This is a genomic window from Bifidobacterium oedipodis (assembly GCF_012932425.1).
Classification (GTDB): Bacteria; Actinomycetota; Actinomycetes; order Actinomycetales; family Bifidobacteriaceae; genus Bifidobacterium; species Bifidobacterium oedipodis.
The window spans coordinates 17,194-30,590 of sequence record NZ_JAAIII010000008.1; the positions used below are offsets into that span (position 1 = coordinate 17,194).

3 protein-coding genes are annotated in these 13,397 nt (G+C 64.2%); all 3 read right to left on the reverse strand.

The window, feature by feature from the left end; translation table 11 throughout:
* Positions 1-169: 169 nt before the first annotated feature.
* Positions 170-9,721, reverse strand: coding sequence for a type I polyketide synthase (locus tag G1C95_RS11155; RefSeq protein ID WP_169173031.1), 9,552 nt, complete (start codon positions 9,719-9,721; stop codon positions 170-172).
* Between the two features lie 161 nt (positions 9,722-9,882).
* Positions 9,883-11,511: an acyl-CoA carboxylase subunit beta gene (locus G1C95_RS11160; protein ID WP_169173032.1), complete on the reverse strand. Its 1,629-nt coding sequence runs from the start codon at positions 11,509-11,511 to the stop codon at positions 9,883-9,885.
* On the reverse strand, positions 11,504-13,387 hold the full coding sequence (locus tag G1C95_RS11165) for an ATP-binding protein (protein WP_169173033.1): 1,884 nt from the start codon (positions 13,385-13,387) through the stop codon (positions 11,504-11,506). Before G1C95_RS11165 ends, G1C95_RS11160 begins: the two co-directional genes overlap by 8 nt.
* Between the last annotated feature and the right edge of the window lie 10 nt (positions 13,388-13,397).

Here is a 13,397-nt window from a genome sequence, read left to right on the forward strand (position 1 = left end):
ACCGTCATATATAACGCGACCATAGCGTAACAAAAAACGGTGCCCGTGCTGTGCGCGATGATGCATTATGCATATCATCGCGCACGGCACGGGCACCGTAGGTTTTGCCGGTTTGATTCAGATTGCAGCAAGGCAGCCTGAATCACACCGAGTCATTGTTCTGAAGCTGTTACGCCTCGAAGTAGCCGCTGGCGCCCAGACGAGCGTTCGGATCCAGCAGCATGGCTTTCTCGACCTCGTGGTGGTCGTAGCGCTTGGAATCCTCGCGGAAGCGACGGTTGTCGATCGGCTCGTAGAGCGCGGCGCGTCCCATCATGCCTTCCTCAAGGTGGCGCTGGCCGGCGGCAAGGCGAGCGTTGGCACGCTCACGCCATGCGTTCAGCGCCTCTTCGCCATCCGCGTGGGCCACGGCAGCCTCGAAGGCACCGGGGTGCACGAGGGCCACGAAGCCGCTCACATGGCCGAAGCCGAGCGAGGTGGCCAAGCCGGCCTTCACCGGGCGGCCCGGCACGATGCCGGTTGCGTTCGCAGCATTATCAGCACCGTCCACACTGGCCACGACTTCACCACCGCCGATGCGCAGGGGCTGGCGCAGCCAGACCATGTGATCGTCCTTGGCAAGCTTGGGATCCACGCAGTCAAGCGCCGCGTTCGCCGGCACCACACCGGACTTGAACAGCTGCGTCAGGCCGTTGACCTGGAAGATGCAGGCACCACCCTTGGCATGGCCGGTCAGCGTCTTCTGCGAAATCACGAACAGCGGGTTGCCGTCGGTGCGGCCGATGGCATGCGCCAGCGTGTTGTGTAGTTCGGATTCGTTCGGATCATTGGCGTTCGTGGAGGTATCGTGCTTGGACACCACGGCGATGTCATCCGGGGTGACGCCCAGCTTGGCCAGATCGTGCACCAGCTTGGAGTCGCGTCCGCCAAGACCAGCGGCCAACGCACCCAGACCCGGTGCCGGGATGGAGGTGTGCGCGCCATCGGCATAGGAGTGGATAAAGCCGACCACGGCCGCCACCGGCAGACCAAGCTTCAGGGCAATGTCGCCACGGGTCACGAGGATCGTGCCGCCACCCTGCGATTCCAGGAAGCCGCCACGGCGACGATCGTTCGCACGCGAGAAGAAGCGTGCGTCGATGCCCTTGCCGTACATTTCAGCGGAGTTGGCGGTGGCGTTCATGTTGCCGAAGCCGATCACCGATTCCACACCGATGTCGTCGATTGCACCGGTGACCACGAAGTCGGCCTTGCCGAGGGCGATCTTGTCAACGCCCTCTTCCAACGACACCGCGGCGGTGGCGCAGGCGGAAACCGGCTGGATCATGTTGCCGTAGCCGCCGATGTAGCTTTGCATCACGTGCGCGGCCACCACGTTCGGCAGGGCCTCCTGCAGGATATCGGTCGGAATCTCGTGGTTGAGGAAGCGATCGAGGTACAGCTTGCGCATGGAGCTCATGCCGCCGAAGCCAGTGCCCTGCGTGGACGCGACCAGCGAGGGATGAATGGACTGCAGAATCTCGCTTGGCGTGAAGCCGGCGTTCAGATAGGCGTCCACAGTGGTGACGATGTTCCACAGCGCGATCTCGTCCACGTCGCCGACCATCGAGGCGGGGATGCCCCAGCGGGTCGGGTCGAAGCCGGTCGGGAACTGACCGCCGACCGTACGGGTCATGGCGGCGCGGCGCGGCACGCGGATCATCGAACCAGCATGGCGGGTCACATTCCATTCGCCGGACTCAGGGTCGGCTGCGATGGAGGTGTGTGCCTCGTCCATCTTGACGTATTCCTTGGCCACGTCCTCGCTGGGCACGGCGAAGGTCACGTCATGGTCGAGGAACACCTCGGCTTCTTCTTCGTCGGCACCGTCCTTATAGTCGGAGCCCATGCCAACCTCGAAGGGGCGCACGCCGGAGCGGGCCACGACTTCGTCGCGGTAGCGCTCGGCGATGTCTTCTTCGGGCACAAGGTTGCCGTCAACGTCGTACCAGCCCGGCTTCGGGGAATCCTGCCAGTTCAGCAGGCCCATGTTCCAAGCCAGCTCCAGCACGGCACCGGCGCTCAGATCAACGGTGCCGTCCGAATGGATGCCCAGCTCGGCTTCGAAACGGGTACGTCCCGAACCCCACGGGCCAAGTTCGCCGATGGAGACGATGACGATTTCGTCTTCCGGGCGAGCGGTGACGGACTGCCAGTCGGCAAGGTCAACGATCGCCTGCTTCGGCACTTCCGGCGTAGGCAGAGCCTTGAGCGAAGCGCCCGGCAGAGCCTTGCCCTGAGACTGTGCGTCGGCAGACTCGCCTGCCTGCTTTGCCGCAGTATCCTGCATCGCTTCAGCGCGCAGAGCCTTGATATCGATCGGATCGTCGCCAAGTCCGCCGGTCAGATCCACATCCAGCGGGTGGATGGCGGCCTGCTCACGGGATTCGGCGGTGCACAGATCCAGCAGACGAACGGCGATCTGCTCGGTGGAGTAGGTCTTGATGCCGTGGCGCTCCACAACCTCGACCAGCGGATCGTTGCCGCCCATCAGGCCAGTGCCGCGCACCCAGCCGATCTTCGGGTGGGCGAAGGTCACGCGACCGGACCACACCTTTTCGGCGCGGGCGCGGTTGACAATGGCGTCGAAGGCGCTCTTGACTTCGCCGTAGGCACCGTCTCCGCCGAAGATGCCGCGGTTCGGGGAGCCGGGCAGCACCACGTGCAGCTTGTGCTGCACATCGGTGTCGGCACCGATCTTCGACAGGCCAGCAATGGCGCGTTCCACGCCCCACAGCATGAGTCGTGCCTGGGATTCGAACAGGTCACCCGCATCGGCAAGCGTGCCGTGCACCGGCGGCGCAGCGAACGGGAAGAACAGGGTCGGTTCATAGGCCGGCTTCAGGATGGTGGTGGAGGCACCAGAAGTCTTCTTCTGCACGTCACCGATCCACGCAACCAGCGCATCCACGTCACGATAGCTGGACAGATTGGCAGGCACCAGCCAAAGCTTGGCATCGCCTGCGGCATGCTCGCGATAGGTCTGCTTGGCCCACGCCTTGACGCTCGGCTTGAAGCTATGCGAAGTGGCGATAACGGTTGCGCCACCAGCCAGCAGGCCATTGACCACCTGCGCGGCGATAGAATTCGGTGCCACACCGGTCACCACAGCGATATCACCGGCGAAACGCTCGCCAGCAACAGTCGTCTTGTCCAGTGCTTCAGCGGCAATACGCTGGTATGCAGCCTTCAGCTCGGCATCGTCGATCTTGCCGGCGAACCATTCAGCTTCGCTGGCCACAGCCTGGCCGAGACCGGCGAAGGAACCCTTAAGCGCATTCGCATCATGGCCATGGAAGGCACGAGCCAGATCTTCACGGGCGGAAGCCCAGCGGTCGTCGAAGAGGATGGCCTTATTGGCATCGAAGCGCGGCTCAACCTGCTTGGGCCAATCGGCACCCAGCTCGGCGTTGACGGCCTCGACCACGGCGGCGTTCTCATCGACGCCTTCTTCAGCGGCCGGAGCGGCCACGCCGAGTTCGTTCAGCACAAAGCGCGCGGTAGCGGCGAGCACGCCGTTGGCACCGGTCACCTTCTCGGCGAAAGCGTCGAGTGCAGCGGAGTCGACCACGGCACCGCCGGCTGCGCCACCGGCGCTCGGCAGGGCCACGTTCACACCGTGCGCGGCGGCCACAGCCTGCACCGCCTGGTCGATCAGCGCGTTGGCAGCGGCGGCGTTCGACACGGATTCGGTGGGCAGAGCAGCGAGATCGCCACCGCGGGAGCTGGCGCCCTCGCGGGTGTCCAGCACCAGCGCGGCCACCACGCTGGAGGCCCAGCCGGTGCCAAGCTGCCAGGTGTCGGTCACGCGCTTTTCGATGGCGTTGACCTTCACGCCGGCCGCACCGAACAGACCGCGGATGCGGTCACGCACGATGTCGGACAGCACCGGACCGAATGCCTTGTAGTTCGGGGCCACCTTGTTGACCAAAGCCTTCAGCGCGTCCACGCTGGCCTCGGCGGCACCGTCCACGCTGGCCACGCCCAGCTCCGAGCTGATGTCCATCAGCAGCTGGTTGCGACGTGAGGACACACCGTTGGTCAGGGTGTCGGTGGTGTCGGAACCACCGATCTGATCCGGGCGCACCTTGGCCGAGTAGGCCAGCAGCATGGCGATGGCGTCTGCGGCCTTGAAGGGGATATCGGCCACGGATGCACCGGACACGCCGCCTTCAGCCGGAGCAGCGGCGGCCGGGGCAGGAGCTGCCGCCTGGGCGGCGGGCGCAGCGGCAACATCGGCAGGAGCGGCGGATGCGGCAGTCGTTTCGGCGACAGGAGCTTCATCAACTTCCGATTCCTCGTCAGCGACCAGCGAATCGGAGTCGGTCATATACACGCGGCCTTCGTCGCGGCCCACGTTGTACACCGTGGTATCCACGCCGGCGAATTCGGGCAGACGCAGGGTCTTGGCACCGAGGTTAGCCAGGGTCGGGGCATTGCCAAGACCGACCTCGACGTATTCCTCAACGCCAAGACCACCCTTGGCGCTGGGGTTGAACATCAGCGCCTGGGTTTCGATCCAACGCACCGGGGAGGCGAACTGCCAGGACAGCAGTTCGGTCAGCAGCAGTCGGCCAAGCTTCTGATCGTCTTCGGCATAGGACTGCCAGACCTTGTCATCATCCAGCGCAGCCTTGATGCGTTCGGAGGGCACCACTTCGAGAATCTTGGCGGCGAACTCCTTGGTCATTTCGAACGGCACGGCCACTAGGTTCGGTATGTAGCGGCCGCACAGACGCCCGCGGTAATCGATAACCTGCGGCAGCAGCGCGTCAAGCTTGTCGCGGAATTCCGGCACACCCTTGCGCAGCAGCGTGGAGTGGAACGGCACATCGATGCCGGGCACCAGCATGAACGGCGGCTTGCCACCATATTCCTTAGCACGCTTGGAAGCATCGGCCTGCAGGGCCTTGAGGCCTGCGATGGTGCCGGCGATGGCGTACTGCTGGCCGGCGAGGTTGTAGTTCACGATTTCCATGAACTCGCCGGTTGCCTTCGACACGGATTCGACGTACTGCTTGACGTGCGCGTCGTCCACGCCGAACTGGTTCGGGCGCAGCGCACCCATGCGGTAGTTGGAGCGGCCCTGAGCGTCGCGCTCGATCAGATGATGCATGGTGGAGCCGCGGTGGAACACAAGTTCGAGCACGGTTTCCAGCGGAATCACATCGGCGAAGGCGGAAAGCGCGTTGTATTCGCCGAGCGAATGGCCGGCGAAGTAGGCGGGCCAGATGTCTGAGCCGGCTTCGCGCAGGCGAGCGGTCTGGGCGAAAGCCACGGTGGCGAGCGCCACCTGCGTGAACTGCGTCAGATTGAGCAGGCCTTCGGGGTGACGGTAGGTGACACCGTTGGCGGTGAGTTCCTTGGGGTTGTCACGCACGACGGCGAGGATCGAGAAGCCCAGCTTGGAGCGGGTGAGCTTATCGGCGCGCTCCCACACATCGCGGGCGGCGGCGGACTTGGCGCGTTCGTCGAGCACCATGCCCTGCTTCTGGATGCCTTGGCCCGGGTAGACGAAGGCGGCGCGCGGGGCGCGCACCAGTGCGGTGCCGCGGGAGACGAGCTGACCGGCGATACGGCAGGTGACTTCGAAGGTCATGCCGCCGTGGCGCACTTTGCCGACGCGTTCAACGGAGATTTCAACCTCGTCGTCCAGCTGCACCATGCCGTACATGTTGTAGGTCCAACCGGCGATTTCGTAATGCGCGCCCTTGTCGTCCAGCGCCTGCACGGCGTGCTGGGCGGTGGCGGACAGCCACATGCCGTGCACGAGCGGGGCGGCGAGTCCGGAGATGGCCGCACCACGCGTGGAGGTGTGGATCGGATTGAAATCGCCCGAGGTGCGTGCGAAGGCGGTCATATCGTGGGGTGCGGTGATCTTGACGCGGCGCAGCAGGCGTCGCGGAGTGGCCTGCAGTCCGCCATCCGCTGTTTCAAGAGCATCAAACACTCCGCCGAATTCGGGCGCGTCCGCCGGCAGTGCGTCGGAGTAGACGCGGCCGCGAATGGCGAAACGCTCGGTTTCACGGGCGAGCAGGGTGCCGTCGGCGGCGGTATGGGTCACGTGGATGGTGACCACACGGCCGGAGGCGGATTCGAAGTAGTCTTCGGCCCAGCTGGTCAGGGTGATTTCCTCACCGACGTGACCGAGCAGTTCGTCTTCGGTGGTTTCCAGTTCGATGAGATGGTCGAGGTGGACAGCGTTGAGCAGACCTTCGATCACCGGGTAGCCGTCAACGTACACGGAGCCGAGCGCCGCATAAATCGCAGGCCAAGCCGGTCCGACCAGCGCATCGGGGGCGATGCGGGAGGCACGCAGGGTGCCGGGCAGTGCGCCGCCGGTGGCCGCTTCATGGTCGTAGCCAAGGTTGGCGGACAAGGTGTAGTGGGCGGTCGCCTTGCCGAACGGTGCGTTGACATCAGCGCTGCTCGCTGCGCCAACATAATGGTGGTTCTCATCGGCCACGCCGCCGGCCACTTCAGGCATGGCGGTGAGCTTGTCGCCGGTGATGGCGGTGTTGCCGATGCCGGCGGTTGCGGCGAGCATCGCATACACGTCGGGCACCAGACGTTCGCGGTTGACGATCGGCATGGCACCGGTGGCGTTGGTCGGCACGGTGAGCGGGATGACGATGTCACGCACGGCGTGCTTGGATGCACCGCCGTCCGGATCGTTGTCCCAGTAGGTGTCGAGGTGAATATCCAGATCGTATTCACCGGCGGCCTCGTCCACGGCGATGATTTCGTAGGTCTTATCGCCAAGCGCAGTGCCGTAGGCCGGGTTGTCGGTTACATGGCCCACCCAGGAGATGTTCGGCGACTTGCGGATGAAGTCTTCGGCGCTCACGGCGTTGGACAGCGTAGCGTATTCGCTGCGGATAGCCGTTTCGGCACCCTCTGCCGTCTTGGCGCGCTGCAATGCGGCGGCTTCGAAGCGTGCGAGGATATCAGCCACCGGTTCGTCCACAGTGGTGATGCCGCCCACGGCGATCGGGCCGGGGATTACGCGCACGGAATCGGCAGAATAGCGCGGATCTTCGGACTGCCAGAGCTGATCCTGGCCCCACCAGCGCAGCAGATCGTTGTCGATAACCGGCACGAAGGGCATAGGCTTGGGGTATTCGCGCACAAGCACCGGGAACCACGCCTCGTCGGCGGGCACCACCTTGAGTTCGCTGGCCTGCGGATAGGCGGCGGCGAGCTTGGCGATGGCGGCTGCGGGATCGGCCGCAATGGCTGCCGGGGTAAGCAGATCGTCGTTCTGCTGCGCCTGGCCGTCAGCGTTTTCGGCGGCGAACAACTTGGAGGTGAATTCGCCGGAGTCCACGGTGCTGACACGAGCTTCGATACGCTCCAGCAAATGACGGAAGCGATCGGCATAGGTCGGGTCGACCCACGGGAAGGACAGTTCAGCAAAGCGCTGCGCCCACTCGACATAAGTCATGGAGGACAGATCACCAAAGTAGGGCTTGGCGGTTTTGTTCAGGGCTTCGATGATTTCGGAACGACGGGTTTGCAGCTCCTCCGGGTGCTTCATCACGCGCACCAGCAGTCGACCGCATTCGGCGGAGGAGTTCTCCACCTCGTAGATATCGGCGTGCAGGTGGCTCAGGCCGGAGCCCACGCCGCCCACGGACTTGCCCGCCGGCACCCACTGGTCGGCCTGCGGGGCGAAGGGATCGCTACCGGTAGCAGCGGCTTCACTGGAGCGGGCGACGGAACCGTCCGCCTCGCGCTCGATATGCACAGCAATACCCGGCGTCTTAACCAGCAGCTGCTTGACCTCAGGGCTGGTGTGCGCCTCTTTGGCGGTCATCACGGCGGTGCCGACGAGCACGCCGTCCACCGGCATATCCGGCAGATCATAGGCGCGAGCCCACTGACCGGAGATGTAGTCGGCCGCACGCTCGGGCGTACCGATGCCGCCACCGGCGACAAGCACCAGGTTGCTTTGCGCGCGCACTTCGGCGTAGGTGTCGATCAGCAGATCATCCAGCGATTCCCAAGAGTGGTGGCCGCCAGCGGAACCGCCTTCGACCTGCACCAGAATCGTGGTCGGCGCCACAGCCTTGGCAATGCGCACCACTTGGCGGATCTGGTCGACGGTGCCGGGCTTGAAGCTCACATACGGCAGACCGTCCTTGCGCAAGGATTCGATCAGCGCCACGGCCTCGTCAACCTCAGGGATGCCGGCGGAGACGACCACGCCGTCGATCGGGGCACCGGACTGACGCTTCTTGGGGACGATGCGCTGGCCGCCGAACTGCAAGTTCCACAGGTAGCGATCCATGAACATCGCATTGAATTCCACGGTGCGGCCCTCATCAAGCAGCTCCTCGAGACGTGCAACGTGACGGTCGAACACTTCGGCGGTAACCTGACCGCCGCCGGCCAGCTCAGCCCAGTAGCCCGCGTTCGCGGCGGCGGCCACGATTTCAGGATCCACGGTGGTAGGGGTCATGCCGGGCAGCAGCACCGGCGGCTTGCCAGTCAGTTCGGAGAATTTGGTGACGATTTTCTCGCCGGCGGGCGTGGCGACCACGCGCGGGGCGAACTGCTTCCAGTTCTGGGTGCGGGCGGGATCCGCCTCAAGCGTGGAGAGTGCGCCGCGTTCGACAACGCTGGTCGCTTCGACCACGCCAATGCCGGTGCCCTGCACCAGATTGCCGATCAGCTTGCCGAGCGTGGTGCCGGGGCCCATATCCAGCACCCACAGCTTGGCCGGATCGGTGCTGTTCAGCGTAGCGGCAACGCGAGCGGCCCAATCCACATGGTTGAGTAGCACTTCGTCGGCGAGCGCGCGGGCACGATCCGCGTCGAAACCGCAGGCGGTGGCCCAGGCCACGGTCTGATCGACGGCCGGTGCCATCAGCGGAGAGTGGAACGGCAGGGTGACGTCCAGGTATTCGAGCGTGGGGGCGAACACTGCACCGCCGCGCAGCTTCTCTTCGCGCAGTTTGGCCTGCTTCTTGTGTTCCTTCTCGACCTCGACGGCGAAGGAGGCCAAATCGTCCGGGAAGCCGGAGAGCACGTGATGGTTGGCGGAGTTGGTTACGGCGATGGCGATCGGGCCGCGCGGGTTGCTCACGTGCTTGGCGAGCGTTTCGACCTGCACGCGGGTTGCGCCCTTCACCGACAGCATCGGGGTGGCGTCGCCGTGAATCGGGTTCAGGGCCAGTTCGCGGGCCCTGCGGGTGCCGGCTGCACCGATCAGGGCTGCGGTGGCGAGGATTTCGTCAATCTGTGCGGCGGCGGCTTCGATGGAGCCGGCCTCTTCGATGGCCTTAACCATGTGCACGGCGAGCACGCCCTGTGAGTGGCCGAGCACTGCCACGGGCTTGGCGCTGGCAACGTCATAGCCGAGGTTGTCCAAATCGATAAGCGCACCGAGTTGGGTGAGCGCGATGCCTTCCACGGAGGCGGTGGCGTCGGCGGCCGGACCCAGCTTGGCCGGGTTCGGCGTGAAGGCGAACAAATCCACAGGGCGGCCGGTGGTGGCCAGCAGTTCCGCGTTCACCGGGGTGAGCAGGCGGGCGGCGGCATCGGCGTGGGTGTGCAGTGCTTCGGCGAGCGAGGGATCGCCGGTCTGGTCGGCGAGCGCCACCGGCCAGGGGGTGGATTGGCCGGCGAAGGCGAGCGCATGCGGTTCGGCGGCGAGGCGGTTGAGGAAGAAGGTGGTCATCTGGTTATTCCTTACTTCTATTGGTTGGTTACTACGTCTTGTTGTTGTTATCTTGAGCGGACTTCTCTTTGTCATCCCGAGCGGAGCCCATAGGGCGGAGTCGAGGGATCTTGTATCGGTTGGGGACAAGATGCTTCGACTACGCTCAGCATGACGACCGATCAGAGCGGTTGGTTGCCGTGATGTTTGGTCGTGCGTTTGACACGTCGCTTGGTGGCGAGCGTGGCCAAGGACTGCACGATTACCTCACGCGTTTGCTCGGGGTCGATCATGGCGTCGATCTGCCCGATTTCGAGCGAGAGGTTCGCGTTAACCGTGCTGGTTTCGTAGTCCTTGATGTATTTGGCGCGCAGCGCCTCCACATCCTGGCCGGCAGCTTTGGCTTTGTTGAGGTCGTGACGGTGGATGATGTTCACCGCACCGGCCGCGCCAAGCACTGCGATCTGCGAGCTGGGCCACGCGAAGTTGAAGTCCGCGCCGATGGCCTTGGATCCCATCACGATGTATGCGCCGCCGAAGGCCTTGCGCAGCACCACGGTGATCAGCGGCACCTGCGCGTTGGCATAGGCGTAGATCACTTTGGCGCCACGGCGAATGATGCCGGCATGCTCCTGGTCGCTGCCGGGCTTGTAGCCGGGCACGTCCACCAGGGTGATGACGGGCAGGTTGAAGGCATCGCACAGGCGCACGAAGCGGGCCACCTTTTCGGAGGAGTTCACGTCGAGAATGCCGGCGCGCACATTCGGCTGGTTGGCCACGATACCGACCGGCTTGCCTTCGATGCAGGCGAAGCCGACCACGGCGGAGGCGCCGAACAGTTCCTGCACCTGCACAAATTCACCGTAGTCCACGATGCAGCGGATCACGTCAAGCATGTCGTAAGGCTGGCGATCGTTGTCGGGCACAATGGTGGCGAGTCGCTTGGCCGTGTCGCGTTCGGCGCGAGTGGCGGCGTAGGCGTAGGTCGGCGGCTGACTGTCGGCGCTGGACGGCAGGTAGGCGAGCACGGTGCGCGCATAGTCGATGGCGTCGGACTCATCCTCACCGAGGTAGTGGGCCACACCGGAGACGGTGTTGTGCACGAGCCCGCCGCCGAGATCGGCCATGGAGATGGTCTCTCCGGTGGCGGCTTTGACTACATCCGGGCCTGTGACAAACATATTCGAGTTCTCACGGGTCATGATGATCAGGTCGGTCAGGGCCGGGCAGTAGACCGCACCGCCGGCGCAGGGACCGAGGATCAGGCTGATCTGCGGCACAAAACCGGAGGCTTCGCAGGTTTTTCTGAAGATGCGACCGTATTGGGTGAGGGCTGCGACTCCCTGCTGGATGCGTGCGCCGCCGGAATCCACGATGGCGACAACCGGCACCTTCAAGTCGATGGCCATATCCATCAGACGGCAGATTTTCTCGCCTTCGGCGGTACCAAGCGTGCCGCCCTTGACGGAGAAGTCCTGGGCGTAGACGGCCACTTTGCGTCCGTATACCAGTCCGAAACCGGTGATTACCGCTGCTCCGGCGTTGCCTCCCTGGATGTTGCCGCCTTGGAAGCGGCCGATTTCTTCGAAGGAGCCGGTGTCGAAGAGCAGGTCGAGGCGTTCGCGAGCGGTTTTCTTGCCTTTGGCATGCTGGCGTTCGCGCGCATGATCCTCGGCGTCACGCGCCAGTTCGGCAGCACGCACCACAGCGGTGCGCAGGGGCTGTTCGCCGCCGTTCGATTCAGCAGCAGACGCCTGCGGACCGCGAGAGCCGGCCGGTGAGACGGCAACAGTGTCCAAAACGTCAGTCATGCTGTTCCTCCTTACCGGATGTGCCAGCCGCGCCGGAGGCACCCGCCACATCCATGGTCACGAGCGTGTCGCCGGCTTCCACACCATCGGCCGGTCCGACGAAGATCTTGGTGATGCTACCCGCGGCCGGTGCGTAGACGTAGTTTTCCATCTTCATCGACTCGAGCACGACCAAAAGATCGCCCTTGGCAACCTGCTGGCCTTCGGACACGTTGATACGCGTGACCACGGCCTGCATCGGCGAGGCGATAACACCGGATTTTGCGGCGTCACCGGATTTGGGCGTGATTCCTGCGGCGGCACCGGCGTGGCCTGCACCACGCAGCGGCTGGACGGGGCGTTTGACACCGCGTGAGCGCGCCGAGCCGGTGATGTTCTCGACGATGTCGAGCGGCACGGTGAGCTTGACGCGACGGTTGTTCATTTCGATGACGAAGGATTCCGTCTGAGGCTTGTCCGCCGGCGCAGCAGACTGTCCGGCAGCCAGCGAAGCGGGCTGGCCGGCTGCGGCGGCGCTGGGGGCACGGTTGAGATAGGTACGTTCCAGCCATTTGGTGGTAGTGGCGAACGGATGGCCGTGCTCGGCGGTGAAGTCATCGTCGCGGAAGATCTGCTTGTACAGCGAAATCGGGGTGGGCACGCCTTCGATAACGAGTTCGTCGAGCACGCGGCGCACGCGAGCCACGGCGGCCTCGCGGTTTTGCGCGGTGACAATAACCTTGCCCATCATCGAGTCGAATTTCGGAGAGACCGTATCGCCCTCAACCACACCGGTGTCGATGCGCACGCCGGGGCCGGAAGGCCAGACGATGCGTTCCAGCGTGCCCGCGCCCGGGGTCAGGTTGGTGGCAGGATCTTCGGAGGTGATGCGCAGTTCGAAGCTGTGGCCGCGCGGGGCAGGCGCCGGCGTCAGTTCGCCGCCTGCGGCGATGGTCAGTTGTTCGCGCACCAGATCAAGGCCGCACACCTCTTCGGATACGGTGTGCTCGACTTGCAGGCGCGGATTGACTTCGAGGAAGTAGACCTTATCGTTCGGGGTGACCATGAATTCGCAGGTGCCCAAGCCAGTATAGCCCACAGTTTCGAACAGGCGACGGGAATATTCCTCCAGCGTGGCGACGATCGAGGGCTTGAGGAACGGTGCCGGCGCCTCTTCGATAAGCTTCTGATTGCGACGCTGTACCGAGCAGTCACGCGTGGAATAGACGGTGAAGTTGCCGCGAGAATCGCGTCCGGACTGCGTTTCGACGTGGCGGGCCTTGTCGACGAATTTCTCGATGAAGTATTCGTTCAAATCGCCGCCCTGCAGCGCGTCATGATTCGCATAGAAACGGCGCAGTTCCTCATCGGCGCGCACCACGGTGATGCCGTGACCGCCACCGCCATCAGTGCGCTTCATCATAATCGGATAGCCGTGGGTGTGTGCGAAGTCAAGCAGCGTGCGCACGTCGGTAACCGGCTCGGAAATGCCGGGCACCGGCGGTACCTTGGCGCGCATGGCCACGCGGCGGGCGGTGATTTTGTCGCCCAGTTCGGTCAGCGCATGATGATGCGGGCCGACCCAAATAGCGCCGGCTGCTTCGACTTTCTGTGCGAATCCCGGCACTTCGGAGAGGAATCCATAGCCTGGGTGCACGGCATTAGCACCGGATCGGCGAAGGATGTCGATGAGCAGATCCTCGTTCAGGTAGGTGTCTTTGTAGGTGTCGCCGGACAGCAGGTACGCTTCGTCGGCCATGTCCACATATTGGCTGTCGCGATCCTGTTCGGCGTAGACGGCCACGGTGGAGATGCCCATCTCCTTGGCCGTGCGCACTACGCGCAGCGCGATTTCGCCGCGGTTAGCGATCAGCAGTTTCTTGACGGTTTGAGCCATACCGTCAAAT